The sequence below is a fragment of the Catellatospora sichuanensis genome, from assembly GCF_007483665.1.
Lineage (GTDB): Bacteria > Actinomycetota > Actinomycetes > Mycobacteriales > Micromonosporaceae > Catellatospora > Catellatospora sichuanensis.
The window spans coordinates 348,330-367,168 of sequence record NZ_ML660184.1; the positions used below are offsets into that span (position 1 = coordinate 348,330).

19 protein-coding genes are annotated in these 18,839 nt (G+C 70.6%); 4 read left to right on the plus strand and 15 right to left on the minus strand.

Annotated features, from left to right (window positions below; translation table 11 throughout):
* Positions 1-86: 86 nt before the first annotated feature.
* Positions 87-602 (minus strand): hypothetical protein, encoded by a 516-nt coding sequence (locus FLL47_RS03575; protein ID WP_144118944.1) that lies wholly within the window; start codon positions 600-602, stop codon positions 87-89.
* Between the two features lie 126 nt (positions 603-728).
* Complete coding sequence (locus FLL47_RS03580; protein WP_144118945.1) at positions 729-1,565, minus strand: GNAT family N-acetyltransferase; 837 nt, start codon at positions 1,563-1,565, stop codon at positions 729-731.
* Positions 1,566-1,586: 21 nt separating this feature from the next.
* Between FLL47_RS03580 and FLL47_RS03585 the strand changes: the two genes are divergently transcribed.
* On the plus strand, positions 1,587-1,874 hold the full coding sequence (locus tag FLL47_RS03585; protein ID WP_144118946.1) for a hypothetical protein: 288 nt from the start codon (positions 1,587-1,589) through the stop codon (positions 1,872-1,874).
* Between the two features lie 168 nt (positions 1,875-2,042).
* On the opposite strand, the gene ispG is transcribed toward FLL47_RS03585, so the two are convergent.
* From ispG to FLL47_RS03640, 12 genes are all read right to left on the minus strand, one after another.
* Positions 2,043-3,209, minus strand: coding sequence for a flavodoxin-dependent (E)-4-hydroxy-3-methylbut-2-enyl-diphosphate synthase (ispG, locus tag FLL47_RS03590; protein WP_144118947.1), 1,167 nt, complete (start codon positions 3,207-3,209; stop codon positions 2,043-2,045).
* A gap of 7 nt (positions 3,210-3,216) precedes the next feature.
* A complete protein-coding gene (locus FLL47_RS03595) occupies positions 3,217-4,440 on the minus strand; it encodes a M50 family metallopeptidase (RefSeq protein WP_144118948.1) in 1,224 nt (407 codons plus the stop codon).
* Positions 4,437-5,618, minus strand: a complete 1,182-nt coding sequence (gene dxr / locus FLL47_RS03600) for a 1-deoxy-D-xylulose-5-phosphate reductoisomerase (protein WP_144119036.1) — start codon at positions 5,616-5,618, stop codon at positions 4,437-4,439. The genes FLL47_RS03595 and dxr overlap by 4 nt, the downstream gene beginning before the upstream one ends.
* A 60-nt stretch (positions 5,619-5,678) precedes the next feature.
* The gene (locus tag FLL47_RS03605; RefSeq protein WP_186315537.1) at positions 5,679-6,242 is read right to left on the minus strand and encodes a Uma2 family endonuclease; all 564 of its coding nucleotides are present in this window, start codon (positions 6,240-6,242) and stop codon (positions 5,679-5,681) included.
* Positions 6,243-6,365: 123 nt separating this feature from the next.
* Positions 6,366-6,809, minus strand: coding sequence for a hypothetical protein (locus FLL47_RS03610; protein WP_144118950.1), 444 nt, complete (start codon positions 6,807-6,809; stop codon positions 6,366-6,368).
* A 50-nt stretch (positions 6,810-6,859) separates the two neighbouring features.
* Complete coding sequence (locus FLL47_RS03615) at positions 6,860-7,399, minus strand: GNAT family N-acetyltransferase (RefSeq protein ID WP_186315538.1); 540 nt, start codon at positions 7,397-7,399, stop codon at positions 6,860-6,862.
* Positions 7,399-7,944, minus strand: a complete 546-nt coding sequence (locus FLL47_RS42670; RefSeq protein WP_186315539.1) for a hypothetical protein — start codon at positions 7,942-7,944, stop codon at positions 7,399-7,401. The genes FLL47_RS03615 and FLL47_RS42670 overlap by 1 nt, the downstream gene beginning before the upstream one ends.
* A 171-nt stretch (positions 7,945-8,115) precedes the next feature.
* Positions 8,116-9,282 (minus strand): alkaline phosphatase PhoX, encoded by a 1,167-nt coding sequence (locus FLL47_RS03620; protein ID WP_144118951.1) that lies wholly within the window; start codon positions 9,280-9,282, stop codon positions 8,116-8,118.
* A 19-nt stretch (positions 9,283-9,301) separates the two neighbouring features.
* Positions 9,302-10,456 carry an alkaline phosphatase PhoX gene (locus FLL47_RS03625; RefSeq protein WP_144118952.1) on the minus strand — a complete coding sequence of 385 codons (1,155 nt, stop codon included), beginning with the start codon at positions 10,454-10,456 and terminating at the stop codon, positions 9,302-9,304.
* Between the two features lie 185 nt (positions 10,457-10,641).
* Positions 10,642-11,241 (minus strand): DUF6707 family protein, encoded by a 600-nt coding sequence (locus FLL47_RS03630; RefSeq protein WP_144118953.1) that lies wholly within the window; start codon positions 11,239-11,241, stop codon positions 10,642-10,644.
* 28 nt (positions 11,242-11,269) lie between these two features.
* Entirely contained in the window at positions 11,270-12,040 is a 771-nt protein-coding gene (locus FLL47_RS03635) for a GntR family transcriptional regulator (RefSeq protein ID WP_144118954.1), read from the minus strand.
* On the minus strand, positions 12,021-12,575 hold the full coding sequence (locus FLL47_RS03640) for a UTRA domain-containing protein (RefSeq protein WP_144118955.1): 555 nt from the start codon (positions 12,573-12,575) through the stop codon (positions 12,021-12,023). The genes FLL47_RS03635 and FLL47_RS03640 overlap by 20 nt, the downstream gene beginning before the upstream one ends.
* 96 nt (positions 12,576-12,671) lie before the next feature.
* Between FLL47_RS03640 and FLL47_RS03645 the strand changes: the two genes are divergently transcribed.
* A complete protein-coding gene (locus FLL47_RS03645; RefSeq protein WP_144118956.1) occupies positions 12,672-13,022 on the plus strand; it encodes a hypothetical protein in 351 nt (116 codons plus the stop codon).
* Positions 13,023-13,155: 133 nt separating this feature from the next.
* On the opposite strand, the gene FLL47_RS03650 is transcribed toward FLL47_RS03645, so the two are convergent.
* Positions 13,156-15,264 carry an MMPL family transporter gene (locus FLL47_RS03650; RefSeq protein ID WP_144118957.1) on the minus strand — a complete coding sequence of 703 codons (2,109 nt, stop codon included), beginning with the start codon at positions 15,262-15,264 and terminating at the stop codon, positions 13,156-13,158.
* 99 nt (positions 15,265-15,363) lie between these two features.
* On the opposite strand from FLL47_RS03650, the gene FLL47_RS03655 reads away from it, so the two are divergent.
* Together FLL47_RS03655 and FLL47_RS03660 are read left to right on the plus strand one after the other, a co-directional pair.
* Positions 15,364-16,104: a TetR/AcrR family transcriptional regulator gene (locus FLL47_RS03655; protein ID WP_144118958.1), complete on the plus strand. Its 741-nt coding sequence runs from the start codon at positions 15,364-15,366 to the stop codon at positions 16,102-16,104.
* Between the two features lie 74 nt (positions 16,105-16,178).
* Complete coding sequence (locus FLL47_RS03660; RefSeq protein ID WP_144118959.1) at positions 16,179-18,656, plus strand: GcvT family protein; 2,478 nt, start codon at positions 16,179-16,181, stop codon at positions 18,654-18,656.
* Positions 18,657-18,839 lie beyond the last annotated feature (183 nt).

Sequence of the window (18,839 nt, forward strand, 5' to 3'; positions counted from 1 at the left end):
TTCAGGGAAACAGCCGGAATCGGCGGCTCCATTGCCGCAGTTTCCCCGAAACTGCAGCCAGCCAGCCGGACGGAGATCGGTCCGGGTCACTCGGTGGAGGGTTTGGCGGCCGGGGCGGCGGCGGGGCCGGGGGCGGCGACGGTGCTGGCCAGCTGTTCCCAGATCATGCCGGTCTGGTGGGCCAGCGCGCCGACCACGGCCGGCACCACGGGCAGCAGCCAGTCGGCGACCCAGCCGTGGTGGGCCAGGTTGAGCACGACGATCGCGGCCACCGCGCCGCCGACCCCGTGCGCGCTCGCCCGCCAGGCGGCACGGCCGGAGTGGGAGATCGCGGCGCGGCGGGCGGCCTTGTCGCTGAGGTTGGGGAAGCCGGACAGCGCCTTCGCGTCCCGGCGTCCGAAGTTGAACCCCGACACGGCGAGGGTGACCGCACAGCCGGTCACCACGGCGGCGAGGGTGTTGCGGGTCAGCATCATCAGCAACGCGGCGGACGCGCCGCCGGTGCCGACGGCGACCACGGCGCGGATCCACTCCTGCTTCTCTCCGGGATACCAGTAGTACTTGGTGGTGGTGTCAGAGAGCTGTTTAACGATCCGCCCCATAGGGGTAGTCACCTCGCCGGCCGTCACATCTGGTCAGCCACTATCGTTACTTAACGTAGTTAGCTAGGTGCTCAAAGTCACGAAAATGGTCGTGGCTTCGGCGTGGCGCGCCGTCCGGCGGGACCGTCAGAACAGGACGGTCGCGAACGCGCCCACCTGCCGGAAGCCCAGCCGCTGGTACACCCGGCGGGCCGGGGTGTTGAAGTCGTTGACGTACAGGCTCACGGTCGGCGCGACCCGGCGCAGCGCGTCGCGCACCACGGCCGCCATACCGGCTATCGCGAAGCCGCGCCCGCGCCACGACGGGTCCACCCAGACCCCTTGGACCTGCGCGGTATGCCGGGTCACCACCGCCAGCTCGGCCTTGAACACCACCGTGCCGTCGACGATCCGGGCGTACGACCGCCCCGCCTTGACCAGCTCCGCGACGCGCCCGCGGTAACCCCGTCCCCCGTCGTCGCCCAGCGGCGAGACGCCGACCTCCTCGGTGTACATCGCCACCGACGCCGGGAAGACGAGGTCGACCTCGTCCGGCCGGACCTGGCGCACCAGCGGGTCGGCCGCCACCGCGGGCGGGGTCTCCACGACCAGCAGCGGCTGCTCGGCACGCACCGTGCGCTCGGGGCCCCAGGCCGGCCGCAGCAGCTCCCACAGGCCCAGCACGGCCCCGGACTCGCCCACCAGTGACGCGCACACCCGCGGCTGCCCGGAGACCATCTCGGCGAACGCGGCCACCGCGGCGGCGTCGGCGCCGACCGGGGAGACCTGCCCGCCGGACCAGAGCACGGCTTCCGGGTGCCGGCGGCTGCCGTAACCGTAGAGCCGGCCGTCGGCCCGCCAGCCCAGCCCGCGTATCGCCACCCGCTCAGCCACCTGCGCCGCCGCGATCGGATACGCCGCCAGCAGGCGTTCCACTGCGGCGCGGTCAGCTTCGGCCAGCTGCCGCACCGGAAGGGTGAGCATGACCACAGCCTAATGAGATCCGTGCGGCCCGCCAGTGGTATCCCCGGTAAGCACGGCCGCAAGCGGTTCACCCTCACCGAGACCGGCCGCACCGAGGCCACCCAGGTCAGCGAGTCCGGCCACGGCCGCCCCTGGCAGGACTTCGACGCCGAGCACATCGCCCAGTCCCAGGAATTCCGCGAGGCGGGCTTCGCCATCATGACCGCCCTACGCCAGGTAGCCATGTCCGGCACCCCCACCCAGCGCCAAAAAGCCCTGGAAACCCTCCAGGACACCAAACGCAAGCTCTACTCCATCCTCGCCGAATGACCCCCGCGCCCCATGATCGCGACGATCTTGCGCGAGCCGTGGGGACGACACGCCCCTACCGGACAGAAGGGCAACAGTTCGCGCAAGATCGTCGCGATCACGGCCGGTGGCGGGTAACGAGAGAAGGCCCCGTTCCTGAGGAACGGGGCCTTCTCGGGTGTTCGGGGGTCACTGGACGGAGACAACCGCGGGGGTGGGGGCGTCGTCGCCGAGGGGGTCGATGCCCATGTCGGCGGCGATCTTCATGGCTTCTTCGACCAGGGTCTCGACGATCATCGACTCGGGGACGGTCTTGATGACCTGGCCCTTGACGAAGATCTGGCCCTTGCCGTTGCCGGACGCCACGCCGAGGTCGGCCTCGCGGGCCTCGCCGGGGCCGTTGACGACGCAGCCCATGACGGCGACCCGCAGCGGTGCCGGGAAGCCCTCCAGCGCCGCGGTGACCTGCTCGGCGAGCGTGTACACGTCGACCTGGGCGCGGCCGCAGGACGGGCAGGACACGATCTCCAGGCCCCGCTCCTTGAGGTTCAGCGACTCCAGGATCGCGGTGCCGACCTTGATCTCCTCGACCGGCGGGGCGGACAGCGACACCCGGATGGTGTCGCCGATGCCCTCGGCCAGCAGCGCGCCGAAAGCGACCGCCGACTTCACGGTGCCCTGGAAAGCCGGGCCCGCCTCGGTCACCCCGAGGTGCAGCGGATAGTCGCACTGCTGCGCGAGCAGCCGGTACGCCCGGATCATCACGACCGGGTCGTTGTGCTTCACGCTGATCTTGATGTCACGGAAGCCGTGCTCCTCGAACAGCGAGCACTCCCACAGCGCCGATTCGACCAGCGCCTCTGCGGTGGGCTTGCCGTACTTCTCCAGCAGGCGCTTGTCCAGCGAGCCCGCGTTCACGCCGATGCGGATCGGCACGCCGGCCGCCGCGGCCGCCGCGGCGATCTCCTTGACCTTGTCGTCGAACTGCCGGATGTTGCCCGGGTTCACCCGCACCGCCGCGCACCCGGCGTCGATCGCCGCGAACACGTACTTGGGCTGGAAGTGGATGTCGGCGATCACCGGGATCGGCGACTTGCGCGCGATCGCGGGCAGCGCCTCGACGTCGTCCTGGGACGGCACCGCCACCCGCACGATCTGGCAGCCGGACGCGGTGAGCTCCGCGATCTGCTGCAGGGTCGCGTTGACGTCGGAGGTCAGGGTGGTCGTCATCGACTGCACGCTGATCGGCGCTCCGCCGCCGACCGGCACGCTGCCGACCATGATCTGCCGGCTCTGGCGCCGCGGCGCGAGCGGCACGGGGGGAGCAGCCGGCATACCAAGGTTGATCGCAGTCACAGCACACTCACTTGTAGATCGAGATGGGGTTGACGAGGTCCGCGGTGACGGTCAGCAGGGTGAACGCACCGAAGATCAGGATGACCGTGTAGGTCAGGGGCATCAGTTTGAAGTAGTCGACCCGGCCCGGGTCGGGCTTGTGCAACCGCGCGTACACCCATGAACGAATTCTCTCGAACCAGGCGATGAACAGGTGTCCCCCGTCCAGGGGAAGCAGCGGCAGCAGGTTGAAGATGCCGATGAACAGGTTGAACGCGATGAACAGTCCGACGAACATGCCCCACGCGCCCTCCTGCACCGCCTCGCCGCCCAGCAGGCTGATGCCCACCACGCTGATCGGGGTGTTCGGGTCGCGCTTCTCCCCGCCGATCGCCGAGAACAGTGCCGGGATCCGCTTCGGGAACTCCTTGAGCGCGTCGAACGTGGCGCTCACCAGCGAGCCGGCGTAGCGGGCACTCGCCCCGAACGCCTCGCCGGGGCCGTACTTGACCAGGGGCGCGATCGTCGGGGTCAACCCGACGCCGATCGCGGACACCGGGCGCACGCTGCCGTCGCTCATCTCCCGCTCGACCGGCAGCGGGGTGACCTTCAGTTCGGCCGGGGCGCCGTCACGGAGCACCGTCATCGTGGCGACCTGGCCGGCCGTCAGCGGGCGGATGCCCTCGATGACGTCGCCGTAGTCGGCGACGGGCTTGCCGTTGATCGCGATCAGCTTGTCGCCGTCGCGCAGCCCCGCCAGACTGGCCGGGCTCTTCGGGTCCTGGCCGGGCACGCACTCGCGCAGCTCCGCCTTGGGCACCACGCAGTCGGTGACGTTGATGATCGCGGGCTGCGAGGCATTGCCCTCCGGCAGTGCCGGGTTGGGCAGGCCGGAGAAGACCGCCAGCCCCCAGATCGCGACCGCGGCCAGGATGAAGTGCACGATCGAGCCGGCCGACATCACGATCGAGCGCTTCCACACCGGGAAGCGCCACATCGCCTTCGGGTCGTCGGCGTCCTCGTCCTGCGGCGTCATGCCGACGATCTTGACGAAGCCGCCGAGCGGGATGCCCTTGACGCCGTACTCGGTCTCGCCGCGGCGGAACGACCAGAGAGTGGGACCGAAGCCTACGAAATAACGGGTCACCTTCATGCCGAAGGCCTTCGCCGTGCCCATGTGGCCGGCTTCGTGCAGGCTTACGGAGATCAGGATGACAAGCGCGAAGAGGGTGATCCCCAGGGCGTTCATCAGGCGCTCTTCTCCTTGATCAGGTCATGTGCGCGCGTGCGCGCCCAGTGCTCCGCGGCGAGCACGTCCTCGACGGTACCCGGTTCGTCGAAGTCGGGCGCACCCTCGAGGATCTCCGCGACGGTGTCGACGATGGCCAGGAACGGCAGACGGCCCGCTGTGAAAGCCGCCACACACTCCTCGTTCGCGGCGTTGTAGATCGCCGGTCGGCAGCGCCCGGCCCGGCCCGCGGCCTTGGCCAGCTCCACCGCCGGGAACGCCTCGTTGTCCAGCGGGCGCAGCTCCCAGTTGTGCGCCAGCGTCCAGTCGACCGGCGCGGCCGCCTCGGGCACCCGGTCCGGCCAGCCCAGCGCCAGCGCGATCGGCAGCCGCATGTCCGGCGGGCTGGCCTGGGCCAGCGTCGAGCCGTCGGTGAACTCGACGAGGGAGTGCAGCACCGACTGCGGGTGCACCATCACCTCGATGTCGTCGTACGCCACGTCGAACAGCTCGTGCGCCTCGATCACCTCGAGGCCCTTGTTCACCAGCGTCGCCGAGTTGATCGTCACCACCGGGCCCATGTCCCAGGTCGGGTGCTTGAGCGCCTCCTCGACGGTGACCGCGCCCAGCTCCTCGCGGCGGCGGCCGCGGAACGCGCCCCCGCTCGCGGTCAGGATCAGCTTGCGCACCTCGGCCCGCGTGCCGCCGCGCAGGCACTGCGCCAGCGCCGAGTGCTCGCTGTCCACCGGCACGAGCTGGCCCGGCTTTGCCACCGCCCGCACCAGCGGGCCGCCGGCCACCAGCGACTCCTTGTTGGCCAGCGCGAGGATGCGCCCGGCCCGCAGCGCGGCCAGCGTCGGCGCGAGCCCGAGCGAGCCGACCACGCCGTTGAGCACGATGTCCGCGGGCCACTGGGCCAGTTCCGTCATCGCCTGCGGGCCGGCGAGGATCTTCGGCAGCTTGAAGTCGCCGGACGACCACCCGCGGCGCTGCGCCTCGGCGTAGAACGCCAGCTGCAGGTCCTGCGCGGAGGTGGATTTCGCCACGCCGACGGCCTCGACCCCCAGCTCCAGCGCCTGCTGTGCCAGCAGGGCCACGTTGCCGCCGCCCGCGCCCAGGGCGACCACCCGGAACCGGTCCGGGTTGCGGCGCACGATGTCTATGGCCTGGGTGCCGATCGACCCGGTGGAGCCGAGCAGCACGATCTCGCGGGGGATCATGCCTTCATTCTCGCCGAGCCCGCCGGGTGCCCACTGAGCGGGCTACTCGTCGAGCAGGTCGGCCGGGTCGATCTCGAACGCGAACGGCTCCCGCATCACGAACCGGGTGCCCGCCGCAGCCGCCGCCACCGGCTGGTACTCCCCCTCGACGAGGGAGTGCAGCGCCACCACCGGCACCCGGTTGCGGCACTCGACCCGCATGAACCAGGGCACGCCCGCCGCCGCGTACTGCTTGGGCCGGTCGATGATGTCCTTGCGCCGATTCCCGGGCGAGACGATCTCGCCCAGTAACAGCGCGTCCGCGATGTTCATGGCCACCTTGCCGCCACCCGACTGCCGGAAGACTCCGAAGTCCGGAATGAAGAGATCATCGCCTGAGATCAGATTGACCTCCGGATAGGCGAACAGCCCGACCGCCTTCGCCGCCTGCCGGAGCGCATAGACGAGCTCAGTGCTGACGGTCTGATGATCCACATTCGCGTGGGGGGACACGATCACACTCCCGCGGAAGACCTCGATCTTGCGGCCATTCGTTTCCGGGAGGAGCCGCAGCGCAAGGTCGGCAGTCCACTCCTCGATCGAGGTCCACTCCTCGATCGTGTGCAACTGCCGTGCTCTCGCCGGTGCCGCCATCGCGCTTCACCCCCTTCCGCGGGGAGATTCTGCCGACACCAGCCTAACGGCGCATTCCGTACCGCGGCAGGTGTCGCATATCGGATCAGGGCGGTGTCAGGCCGCGTGCGCCGCGACACGGCCGTTCTCCACCAGCGCCGCAGCGAGGCGGCAGGCCTGCTCGAAGTGCTCGGTCTGCACGGCTTCGCGCGGGACGAAGAACAGCACCTGGGGACCGCTGAACACCAGCAGGCCGTCGCCGTCCACGTGCTGAGCGGTGGCCAGCGAGGCCGAGTACCGGCTGAAGGACTGCGCCGTCGTCACCTCGACGGTGTCGGCGGACAAGACCATCTCGCGGGCGAGCAGCGCGAGCGGCGGCAGTCCGCGCACCTCCCGGCGCACCACCACGCGCGGCAGGAACCAGGAGACGGCACCGCCGACGATGAGCACCCACGCGGTCACGCCGCCACCGGTGACCAGCACCAGGAGCCCCATCGCGAGTACGCACAGCGCCGCGGTGCGCATCAGCGTCCAGCGGCGCGCCCCCCAGGTCTGATACACCCAACGCCAATGCCCCGCCGTCGGCGTGAAGCTCAATCGGACGTCGCCTGTCATGCGGTCCCCTCTTTCCCGATCATGTAGAGCTCGGCCTCGATGTCGTACCAGCGGTGGGTGCGGCCGACGCGGGTCATGCCGATGCGGCGCATCACGGCCAGCGAGGGCGCGTTGTCGGGGCGGGCGATGGCGTGGATCTCGGCCAGCCCCAGCGCCCACCCGTACGCGAGCACGGCCCGTGCCGACTCCGTGGCATACCCGTGCCCCCAGCAGTCGGGGTGGAAGTGCCAGCCGATCTCGACCTCGCCCCGACCGGGCCCGTCGGCCGGCTCGGGCAGCGGCTTGAGCAGCACCGACCCGGCGATCACGCCGGTGTCGCGTTGCTCGACGGCCCACACGCCGTAACCGGGTTCGGCGGCGTAGAACTCGCGTCGCCGGTCGATGACGAGCTGCGACTGCGCCGGTTCGGCCAGCGGCGTGGGCATGCCGAGCCAGCGGGTGACCTCTTGCCGCCGGTAGATGTCGTAGTTGCGCGCCAGGTCGGCGGGGCTGTCGGTCCACTCGCGGACGAGCAGCCGCCCGGTCTCCAGGTGCATCAGACCTCCGCCGGTGGGGGCACGTCGTCGGGTCGGCCCACCCGGTGGGCGTACCGGTCGACGACGGCGGCCAGCGCCGCGTCGTCGGCCGGGGTGATCAGCCGCCGCGGCACCGCGACCTCGCCCACCCCGGCGGCGACGAACTTCCAGAAGTGCTCGAGCCGGACGACCTGGGACAGGCCGGACCAGTGGAAGAAGACCTCCCCGCTGCCGGTCGTCAGCCGCACCCCCAGCACGTCGACCAGGATCGTCATCGGGGCGTACTTCACGTCGGGGGTGTTGCGCACCATCAGCCACGCGGTCAGCGCCGCATCGCCCGCGAAGATCACGGTGAGCAGTCCGAGCCAGACCGCGCCGAACGGGAAAGGCCAGGCCAGCCCTTCGTCCCACAGGTAGAACATCCAGGCCGTGACCGTGGCGCTCACCAGCGCCAGCACCGTGCTCACCCGGTTCTGGTCCGCACGGTGCTGCCCGGCGAGGCGACTGTATTCGGTCCGATCCCACAGCCAGGTCACCTGGACCGCATCCTCACCGTGCAGCTGCATCGGGGCAGTATCGCCAGGCGCCCGTGGAAGGTCAACGCGCACTCCGCGGCCCCAGGTCAGGCCCTGCTCACCTCCTGGCGAACGGCGGAGCCTACGGGTGGCAGCGCTTACGGCTGCCGACGGCGAAACCTGCCGGACCCGGCGGCGGCCGGGCCCGGCAAGCCGATCCACTCAGCCGCGGAAGGGGCCGGTGACCTCGTACGTGATGCCGCCGGAACCCGACTTCGCGCCGGATACGCCGCGCTGGGAGGAGAAGTAGAGCCGGTTGCCGACCGGGTTGAAGGCCGGGCCGGTGATCTCCGAAGCGCCCTGCCCGGTCAGGCGCAGGAACGGCGCGATGACGCCCTCCGCGGTGATGACGTTGATCTCCATGTTGCCGCCGTCCTCGGCCACGTACAGGTCGGCGCCGCGGGGCGCGCCGGTGATGTTGTCCACGCCGGTCAGCGGAGGCGTGCCGCTCACCAGCGAGTCGTCGTACGCCAGGCCGACGGTCGAGTCGACGGCGTCGTACGCCCACACCCGGTTGTCGCCCTTGGTGGTGAAGTAGCAGGTCCCGCGGTCGTACCAGCAGCCCTCGCCGCCGTCGAACCGCAGCGCGGCGCTCACCTGCTTGCGGGTGGGCACCGGGAAGCCGTCCCGGTCCGGGACGTCCTGCCAGGTGACCGGGCCGGACGTGGTGCCCGACGGAGCGCAGAGCACCTGGAGCCGTCCGGTGTTCAGGTCGCCCCACACGTCGGGCACGAAGCGGTAGAAGCAGCCGTCGCCCTCGTCCTCGGTGAGGTAGACGACCCGGCGGTCCGGGTCGCACGCGGCGGCCTCGTGCTTGAACCGGCCCATCCGGGTGCGCTCGCGGGCCGGCTGCACGCCCCACGGGTCGGTCTCCATGACCCGGCCGAGGGCGATCTCCTCGCACGACAGCCAGGTGTGCCACGGCGTGGCCCCGCCCGCGCAGTTCACGCTGGTGCCGGACAGGATCCGGTACGCCGAGTGGATGCTCCCGTCCGGGCCGAACCTGATCGCCGACGCGCCGCCGACGACCGGGATCTCCGAGTTGGACACGTAGATCCAGCCCGCGCCGTCGGCGAAGCACGCGCCGCCGTCGGGCGCCCAGTGCCAGCCGTACGCCGTGCCCGGCACGCTCTGCCCGGAGCGCGCGATCACCCGGCTGGTGAAGCCCGCGGGCAGCTGCACGCCGTTGCCGTCGGCCGCCACCAGCCCGCCGTAGGGACTCTGCCCGGGCTGGGCGACCGCGGCGAACGCCTCCTGCCACAGCGCGCCCGAGAACGCGGCCGCTCCGGCGCCGACGACGCCTGCCCGCAGCACCTGACGTCGGTCCATCACGTCCCTCCCGTCCGGCTCAGGACCGGAACGGCCCGGTGACCTCGTACGTGATCCCGCCGGACGAGGAACCCGAGGTGCCCCGCTGGGACGAGAAATAGAAGCGGTTGCCGGCCGGGTTGAACGCCGGTCCGGTGACCTCCGAGGAGCTCTGCCCCGTGATGCGCAGGAACGGCGCGATGACGTCGTCCGGGGTGATGACGCAGATCTCCAGGTTGCCGCCGTCCTCGGCGACGAACAGATCTCCGCTGGTGGCGCTGCCGGTGATGTTGTCGACCCCGGTCAGCGGCGGTGTGCCGCTCACCAGCGAGTCGTCGTACGCCAGCTCGATCTGCGACGTCGCGGTGTTGTAGGCCCAGACTCGATTGTCGCCCTTGGTGGTGAAGTAGACGATGCCGTTGTCGTACCAGCATCCCTCGCCGCCGTTGAACCGCTTCACGCCGCTGACCTGGCTGCGGGTCGCGGTCGGCGAGCCGTCCGGGTCGGGCACGGTGGCCCAGGTGAGCGTGACGGACGTACCGGAACCGCCCTTGGCCACCTGAAGCACGCCGGAGGCGAGGTTTCCCCAGGTGTTGGGGATGAACCGGTAGAAACACCCGTTGCTCTCGTCCTCGGTCAGATAGATGACGCGGTTGACCGGATCGCAGGCGGCGGCCTCGTGCTTGAAGCGGCCCATCGCGGGGCGGGCCACGGCCGCGTTCACGCCCCACGGGTCGGTCTCCCAGACCCGGCCGGTCGTCGTCTCCTCGCAGGACAGCCAGGTGTTCCAGGGGGTGTGCCCGCCCGCGCAGTTGGTGGAGGTGCCGGACAGGATCCGGTACGCGCCGGTGACGGTGCCGCCGGAGTTGAACTTCACCGCCGACGCCCCGCCCGCGGACACCTCGGAGTTGGACACGTAGATCCAGCCCGAGCCGTCGGCGAAGCACGCGCCGCCGTCGGGCGCGGCGTGCCAGGTGTACGAGGTGCCGGGCACGGTCTGGCTGGACCGTGCGATGACCCGGCTGGTGAAGCCGGAGGGCAGCATGATGCCGTTCGCGTCGGCGGCCTGCAGCGCCCCGTACGGGCCCGGACCGGGCTGGGCGGGTGCGGCGAACGCCTCTTTCCACAGTGCGCCCGAGAAGGCGGCAGCGGCGCCGCCCACGACCCCGGCGCGCAACACGTTACGACGGTCCACGATAGACCTCCACGATGGTCGATGTCTGTCAGCGAGCACGCTAAGAGCCCCAGACGTCGCCCATCCCGTGGTCAGATGAACGTCTTATGTCCCAACGGTTTCCTGCCGAGGCAGGCATCCCCCATGATCCGTTTTTGTGGACGCTGGATGCTGCCCTGGCGACGTCCAGCGTCCACAAAAACGGATCAAAGCTTGAGCAGCCCCCGCAGATACACGGTCTTCGCCGCGAACTCACGGTCGACCCGCTCCAGCGACCACTGTCCGTGGCCGCCCCACAGGCGAAGGAAGGCCAACTCGCCCAGCTGCGCGCTGGTGTACGCCAGGTCGTCCGCCGGGCGGTTGCGTTCCTGCCACTCGACCTGCCAACCGCCCAGCCGCCGCTGCATCGCGTCACGCCTCGCGTCGTCCCACTGCTCCGGGCGGCCGTACACGCCGACGATGTGCGCCCGGCACGCATCCGCGAGCACGTTGTCTCCGTGCTCGCCAGCAACGCGGGCCGCGAGTGCCAGCACGCTCTCGACCGGGCCGTAGCGGGTGAAGTTCCCATCGAAGGGGTAGGCAAGCAGTTCCCGGCCAACGGCCAGCACCTCACCGTCGCGGCGGTGCAGGTGCAGCCGCGTGGCCAGCTCGTCCAGGCGCTGCAACGCCTCCAAACGGGTGAAGCTGAGCCGCTTGAGCGCCATAGTCTTCATGCGCCGAAGGTCCCGCTGCGGTTCGGCGTCCGGAACGAGCGCGACTGCCAGCGTCTGCCGGGCACTCTCGGCGAGTTCGCTCAACGACGACATGGCCGCGAATCGTAGCCGCCCGAACGTGTCACGCCCCAGCGGTCTCCGGCGGCACCGTCTGCCGGTACGAGAGCTCGTACCGGTGCGCGCCTTTGACGAGCACGCTCGCCTCGATCGGGCGGCGGCCCGTGGTCAGCACCGTGCGGGCGGTGCGCAGCACCGGGACCTCGCCGGGCAGGCCGAGCAGCCGCGCCTCCTCGGCGGTGGCGGGGCGGGCCGAGATGTGGTCCGTCCACTCTTCCGGCGGATGCCCCGCATCTGCCAGCAGGCGAGGTATGCCACCGCGGATCAGCCGCCGCTCCGCCAGCGCGGTGCCCCGCGCCAGCTCCAGCGGGAAGTACAACCAGGCCAGCTCGACCGGCTCGTCGTCGAGCAGCAGCACCTGCTGGCGCAACTGGACTGAGCCGCGGTCGGCGAGCCCCAGGGCGGCAGCCACGGCCTCGGGCGGCTCGACCTCTCGCACATCGATCAGCTGCACCCGGCCGCGACGCCCGCCGGCATCGCCCGTCCAACGCGAGCCGGCGCCGGGCACAGCGGGCGGCATGTAGACGGCAGGCTCGATGACCAACGGCGACAGGTCCCGCACGAACACCCCGAGCCCAGCCCGGCCGATGATGAACCCCTCGTCCTTGAGCACGGTCAGGGCACGTTGCACGGTCTGGTTGGTCACCGCGAACCGGGCCATGAGCTGCTGCGTCGACTCCAGGCGGGCACCGGGTGGTAACTCGCCCGACATGATCAGGGCACGCAGCTCGGCTGCGATCTGGTGGTGGCGCGGCCTACTGTCGCGATACGCCATCGACGTCCACCTTCATTCGATAACGGAACACGCGACCCTCGGGCCGCATCACCATCACCGCGACCTCGTACGGTCTGCCGTCGCGTCCGCGGGTCACCCGGCGCAGTTCCACCACCAGGCTGTCGCCTGCCAGATCCAGCGCCGCCGCCTCCGCCCCGGTGGCCGGCCTGACCACCAGCTCCTCGGCCACCTCGTCGGGCAGGAACCCCAATGCGGCGAGCAGTGTCGGCGCGCCGCCGCGAATCCGCCCGGCCTCCGCGAGGCCGGTGCCCTGCGCGACCTCCAGCGGGAAGTACGAGTCGGCCAGCTCCACCGGCTGCCCGTCGAGCAGCACCAGGCGGCGGCGCACCACCACGCGGGCGCCGATGACGTCCGCCACCACCGCCGGTGCGGCCACCTCGGCGACCTCCAGCAGCCGCTGCGAGCCCACGCGGCCCAGCTGCGCGGCGTCCGCCGTCCACGCGTCAGAAGCACCCACGGGCTGCGGCAGCACATAGGAGATCGGCTCGGCCGCTCGTTCGCCCGGAGGTCCCATGCCGCGCACTCTACTCGCGGACAACCTTGATGACTTATGTAGTAAGGCAGTAAGGTATGGCAGCGACAGCTGTCACTGCCTTCGAGTGGAGTTCCCATGGGCACTGAACCGACAGACCACCTGTCGAACCTCCCGTACGGCGAGCTCGCCGTGGCCCTGTACCACTCCCCCATGCCCGACGACGCCAGCGCGGTGCGGAGCGCGGCGACGGCCCAGGTCGAGGAATGGGCGGGCAAGGGCATCGCCGCCGTCGGGGACGCGGATCGGGTCGCCGCACTCACGCAACGTTCTCGCGAACTGGGCACGCTGAAGGCACGCGGCCAGGCCACGGCCGAGCAGCGCCAGGAGTACGCAGCAATGTGGCCGTCCCAAGCCCGCGCGAACCTCGCCTGCGGCCTCGCCTACCACGTGATCCGCCACCGCATCACAGACCCCGATCCGCGGTAGCCCCTCCCGCGATACGCCCCGGAAAGGTCCGGCCGCCGCCCGTCCGTGATCGCCGGACTTGCCTGGCACCTGTGCGTATCTTGACGCCGGATATGCACACCTGCCAGGCAAGTCCAGTGATCATGGTGCGGGGTCAGGCCTCCTTGAGGCCGTAGCGGCGGTAGACCAGGCCCAGCGGGCCGGGGGCCCACCAGTTCCAGCGGCCCAGCAGGCGCATGGTGGCGGGCACCAGCACCGCCCGTACCAGCGCGGCGTCGATGGCCACGGCGACCACCATGCCGATGCCGAGCACCTTGATCGTGGTCGTGCCGCCGGTGGCGAAGCCGCCGAGCACCACCATCAGCAGCAGCGCCGCCGCGGTGATGATCCCGCCGGTGCGCTGCAGCCCGGACGCGACGGCCTGGGTGTTGTCGCCGGTGGCGTCCCACTCCTCCCGGACCCGCGACAGCAGGAACACCTCGTAGTCGGTGGCCAGTCCGAACAGGACCGCCAGCATCAGCACCATGTTGCCGGGTTCCAGGAAGCCGGTCACGGTGAAGCCGAGCCACTCGGACAGGTGCCCGTCCTGGAAGATCCAGACGACCACGCCGAACGAGGCCCCGATCGAGATGACGTTCATGATGATGGCCTTCAGCGGCAGCACGACCGAGCCGAACGCCAGGAACAGCAGCAGGAACGTGCTCACTGCGACCATGCCGAGCATCCACGGCAGCCGCCCGCCGATGGAGTCGAGCTGGTCCAGGTCCGCCGCGGTACGCCCGCCGACCAGCATCTGCGTGCCGGCGGGCACGGGCAGGTCCCGGATCGCCTGCACGACCTCGCGGGCGCTCTCGTCGGCCGGCTCGCCGGGGTACGACGCCGTGATGAGGGTGGCGTCCCCCTTCTGCGCCGCGATCCTCGCGTCGGGCACGTTCTCGACGGCCTGGACGCGGGCCAGCATGGTGTCCGCGCCGGGGCCGAGGATCAGGACGCTGATCGGGGCGGCGCTCCCGCCGGGGAACTCCTCGGCGATGCGTTCGGTGACGGTGCGCGACTCGGTGCCCGCGGGCAGCACCCGCTCGTCGAAGCCGCCGAACTGCGCCCGCAGGAACGGGGTCGCGGTGAGCGCCAGGATCGCGGCGACGCCGAGGGCGTACAGCACGGGCCGGCTCATCACGCTGCGGGCGATGCGGGCCCAACCGCCCTCACCCTCCGGACGTGCCTGGAACAGCTTCGGCAGCGGCACGCGCAGCGCATTGATCTTCGGGCCGAGCACGGCCAGCAGGGCGGGCAGGGCGGTGAGCGAGGCCAGCATGGCGACGAGCACCGCGGCCATGCCGCCCCAGGCCATGGACTTGAGGAAGTCCATCGGGAAGATCAGCAGACTGGCCAGGGCGAGCGCCACGGTCAGGCCGGAGACCAGCACGGTGCGCCCAGCGGTGGACAGGGTGTGCGCGACCGCATCGGCCGGGCTGCGCCCCGCCGCAAGCTCTTCTCTGAACCGGCTGACCACGAACAGCGCGTAGTCGATCGCCATACCCAGGCCGAGCATCGTGATGATGTTGACGGCGAACACGGAGACGTCGGTGACCTGCGCGATCAGGCGTACCGCGATGAACGCGCCGAGCACGGCGAGCACCCCGACGAACAGCGGGGTGGCCGCGGCGACCAGGCCGCGGAAGATGAAGACCAGCAGCACCAGCAGGATCGGCAGGCTGATCAGCTCGGCCTTGGTGATGTCGCCGTTGATCTGCGTGTTGGCGTCGTCCAGGAACGGGATCAGGCCGCCGATCTCGGTGTGCAACCGCTCGGCGACCAGGTCGTCGCGCAGCGCGGCGAGGTCGTCGAGCTTGCTGTTCTCGTCCCCGTCGCGAAGCTGGACGGCCAGATAGGTGGCGTGCCCGTCGGTGGAGGAGAACCTGCCGGGCACCCCCGGGGTGTACGCGCCGACCACGCTGACCACCTCGGGCCGGCCGGACAGCCGCGTGGCGACCTCGGTGACCGCGGCCCGGAACGGTTCCTGGTCGTAGGACTCGGTGTCCGAGGAGTACAGCGCCAGGATGTCGACGTCCTGGCGGCCCAGCTGGGCGGTGATCTCCCGGTGCGCCCGGCTGGACGCGCTCGCCGGGTCGTCGAACCCGCCGCTGATCAGATCGCCGAACACGCCGCCGCCCCACGACGCCCCGATGACCAGCACCGCCGCAGCGATCCCGAGCACCAGCCAGCGCAGCCGCACCACGGCTCGCCCCCACCACGCGAACATCGCGTTCCTTCCCGGAACAGATATGCTTGTTTACGCCACTCATTTGAGTGAACGGTGTTTACTTTCGCGGACGACGTTCACTTCAGTCAAGGGAGCTCCATGTCGGACACCTCACACCGCCGTGAGCGCGTGCGCGAGCGCACCCTGGGCGAGATCAAGGAGCTGGCACGGGCGCAGCTGGTCGCGGGCGGCCCGGCGAGCGTCTCGCTGCGCGCCATCGCCCGCGACATGGGCATGACCGCCGCCGCGCTCTACCGCTACTTCCCGGCCTTGGACGCCCTGGTCATCGAGCTGTGCACGGATCTCTACAACGAGGTCCGCACCGAGTGCGAGGCCGCCCGGGACGCCCTCGGCGATGCCGACCCGGTGCAGCAGCTGACGGCCATGGCCCGGAGCCTGCGGCGCTGGGCGCTGGCACACCGGCCCGAGGCGACGCTGATCTTCGGACCGCCGGTGCCCGGGGTCGAGCAGTTCCACGAGCAGTGCGTGGACCTCCAGCACGCGGGCGCCTGCTTCGGCGCCGTGTTCGTGCAGCCCATGCTGGAGCTGTGGCAGGCCGGGCGACTGCCCGACGTCCGCCACCTGGACCTGGACAAGCTGGCCGGGGCCCTGCCCGCGCAGGGCGAGCTGCCGATCGAGGTCACCGCGTTCTTCCTGACCTCATGGACCCGGCTCTACGGCGTGCTCGCCGCCGAGCTGTTCGGCCAGCTGACCTGGGCCGCCACCGACACCGAGCCGCTGTTCGAAGCCGAACTCGCCTTCTTCGCCGCCCAGATCCCCCCGATCGCGACTCTTGCCGACGCGCGGGCTCAGGTCGCTCCGGAGACCGCTGGTCGCTAAGAGTCGTCGCAGGTGGGGCGCGAGCCGCCCGGCGGGTGACTGATTGGCGGGTCAGGAAGGTAGGCTCGCGCGCTATGACGAGCGACACTTCCGGTCCCCAGTTGCCTGAGCGCGCCCGCGTGGTGGTCGTCGGGGGCGGCATCATCGGCACCTCCATCGCGTACCACCTGGCGCACATGGGCTGCAAAGACGTGGTGCTGCTGGAGCGGGACAAGCTCACCTCCGGCACCACCTGGCACGCCGCCGGGCTCATGGTCACCTTCGGCTCGATGTCGGAGACCTCGACGGAGATGCGCAAGTACACCCGCGACCTGTACAGCCGGCTGGAGGCCGAGACGGGCCTCGCCACGGGCCTGAAGCAGGTCGGCTTCGTGCAGGTCGCCACGGACGCGGACCGGCTGGAGGAGTACCGCCGGGTGTCGGCGTTCAACCGGCTGTGCGGCGTGGACGTGCAGGAGGTCTCCCCCGGCGAGGTCAAGGGCCTGTTCCCGCTCGCGAACGTGGACGACGTGCTGGCCGGGTTCTACGTCGCCGAGGACGGCCGGGCCAACCCGGTCGACGTCACCATGTCGCTCGCCAAGGGCGCCCGGATGCAGGGCGTACGCATCATCGAGAACGTCCCCGCCACCGGCTTCCTGAAGCAGGGCAACACGGTCACCGGCGTGCGCACGCCGTACGGCGACATCGAGGCCGAGTTCGTGGTCAACTGCGCGGGCATGTGGGCCCGCCAGCTCGGCGAGAAGGCCGGCGTGAACATCCCGCTGCAGGCCGCCGAGCACTACTACCTGATCACTGAGCCCATCGACGGTATGCACGGCGACCTGCCGGTGCTGGAGGACCCGTCGTCGTACGGCTACTTCCGCGAGGAGGGCGCCGGTCTCATGATCGGCCTGTTCGAGGCGCTGTGCGCGCCGTGGAAGGTCGACGGCATCCCGGACACGTTCTCCTTCGGCGAGCTGCCCCCGGACTGGGACCGCATGGCCCCCTACCTGGAGAAGGCGATGGCCCGCATCCCGATCTCCACGGAGGTCGGCGTGCGCAAGTTCTTCTGCGGCCCGGAGAGCTTCACCCCCGACCTGGCCCCGATCGTGGGCGAGGCCCCGGAGCTGAAGAACTACTTCGTCGCGGCGGGCCTGAACTCGATCGGCATCCTGACCGGCGGCGGCATCGGCCGAGCGATGGCGCACTGGATCCTCAACGGCCGTCCCGACATCGACGTGACCGGCATGAACATCGACCGCCTGCACACGTACCAGAGCAACCCGGCCTACCGGGCGACCCGCACCGTGGAGTCGCTGGGCATGGTCTACGCGCCGCACTACCCGGGCAAGTCCATGGAGACCGCCCGCGACGCCAAGCTGTCCCCGATCCACGAGCGCCTGCGCGCCCAGCGCGGCTACTTCAAGGACGTCAGCGGCTGGGAGAGCCCCGACTGGTACGCGCCCGAGGGCCGGCAGCCGAAGGTCGAGAAGCTGTCCTGGGGGCGGCAGAACTGGTTCGGGCACTGGGCCGAGGAGCACCGGGCCGCGCGCGAGAACGTGATCCTCATGGACATGTCGTTCATGGCGAAGTTCCTGGTGCAGGGCCGGGATGCGGGGGCGGCGCTGGAGCGGCTGAGCGCGAACCGGGTCGACGGCGAGCCGGGCGTGATCACGTACACCCAGTGGCTGAACGAGGGCGGCACGCTGGAGGCCGACCTGACCGTCACCAAGCTGGCCGACGACCGGTTCTGGGTGGTCGCCTCCGACACCGCGCACCGGCACGTCGAGACGCGGATGCGCCGGCACTTCGAGGCGACCGGGGCGCACGCGTTCGCGACCGACATGACCGGGGCGTACGCCCAGATCAACATCCAGGGGCCGCGGTCGCGGGAGCTGCTGACGGCGGTGACCACGGCGGACATGTCGAACGAGGCGTTCGCTTTCCGCGCCGCCCGCGAGATCGACCTCGGCTTCGCCCGCGCGCTCTGCATCCGGATCACCTACCTGGGCGAGCTGGGCTACGAGCTGTACATCCCGGCCGAGCAGGCGGTGCACGCGTACGACCGGCTGGTCGAGGCCGGGCGCCCGCTGGGGCTGCGCCACGCGGGCCTCAAGGCGCTGTCGAGCCTGCGCATGGAGAAGGGCTACCGCGACTACGGCCACGACATCGACAACACCGACTCGGTGCTGGAGGCAGGCCTCGGGTTCGCGGTGGCGCTGGACAAGCCGGGCGGCTTCATCGGCCGCGAGGCGGTGCTGGCGAAGAAGGCCGAGGGCCCGCTGCGCCGCCGCCTGCTGCAGATCCTGGTCACCGACCCGGCGGCGCTGATGTTCCACGCCGAGGTGGTCCGCCGCGACGGGGTGCCGGTCGGCTACATCCGGGCCGCGTCGTACGGCCACACGCTCGGCGGAGCAGTCGGCCTCGCGATGATCGACGCCGGTGACGTACCGCTGGACCAGGCCTGGATCGACGCGGGCAGCTGGACCGTGGAGATCGCGGAGCGGGTGTACCCGGCCACCGCGTCCCTGCGCGCCCTCTACGACCCGAAAAACGAGCGCATCAAAATGTGACACCCAACCGTCCGCACAGCGCGACGACCCCGATTTTTCATAGACGCTGGCCTATCTCATCGAAAAAGCCGCGATCAAATTCGATGAGATAGGCCAGCGTCGTTGCAAGGCGGCCCCCTCGACACGCCCTGCCGGTGCCCGGCGGGACCCGGGGGTCTGAGGACCCCGCCGGAGCATGGGGCG

What these genes read in the sequence shown, in the direction of transcription:
- FLL47_RS03615 (WP_186315538.1), bottom strand. Translation starts at nt 7,399, where the DNA reads ATGCACCTGGAGACCGGGCGGCTGCTCGTCCGCGAGTGGACCGACAGC.
- FLL47_RS03580 (WP_144118945.1), bottom strand. Translation starts at nt 1,565, where the DNA reads ATGCTCACCCTTCCGGTGCGGCAGCTGGCCGAAGCTGACCGCGCCGCA.
- FLL47_RS03575 (WP_144118944.1), bottom strand. Translation starts at nt 602, where the DNA reads ATGGGGCGGATCGTTAAACAGCTCTCTGACACCACCACCAAGTACTAC.
- FLL47_RS03630 (WP_144118953.1), bottom strand. Translation starts at nt 11,241, where the DNA reads ATGTCGTCGTTGAGCGAACTCGCCGAGAGTGCCCGGCAGACGCTGGCA.
- FLL47_RS03645 (WP_144118956.1), top strand. Translation starts at nt 12,672, where the DNA reads ATGGGCACTGAACCGACAGACCACCTGTCGAACCTCCCGTACGGCGAG.
- FLL47_RS03660 (WP_144118959.1), top strand. Translation starts at nt 16,179, where the DNA reads ATGACGAGCGACACTTCCGGTCCCCAGTTGCCTGAGCGCGCCCGCGTG.
- FLL47_RS03640 (WP_144118955.1), bottom strand. Translation starts at nt 12,575, where the DNA reads ATGGGACCTCCGGGCGAACGAGCGGCCGAGCCGATCTCCTATGTGCTG.
- FLL47_RS03650 (WP_144118957.1), bottom strand. Translation starts at nt 15,264, where the DNA reads ATGTTCGCGTGGTGGGGGCGAGCCGTGGTGCGGCTGCGCTGGCTGGTG.
- FLL47_RS03620 (WP_144118951.1), bottom strand. Translation starts at nt 9,282, where the DNA reads ATGGACCGACGTCAGGTGCTGCGGGCAGGCGTCGTCGGCGCCGGAGCG.
- FLL47_RS42670 (WP_186315539.1), bottom strand. Translation starts at nt 7,944, where the DNA reads ATGCAGCTGCACGGTGAGGATGCGGTCCAGGTGACCTGGCTGTGGGAT.
- FLL47_RS03655 (WP_144118958.1), top strand. Translation starts at nt 15,364, where the DNA reads ATGTCGGACACCTCACACCGCCGTGAGCGCGTGCGCGAGCGCACCCTG.
- FLL47_RS03635 (WP_144118954.1), bottom strand. Translation starts at nt 12,040, where the DNA reads ATGGCGTATCGCGACAGTAGGCCGCGCCACCACCAGATCGCAGCCGAG.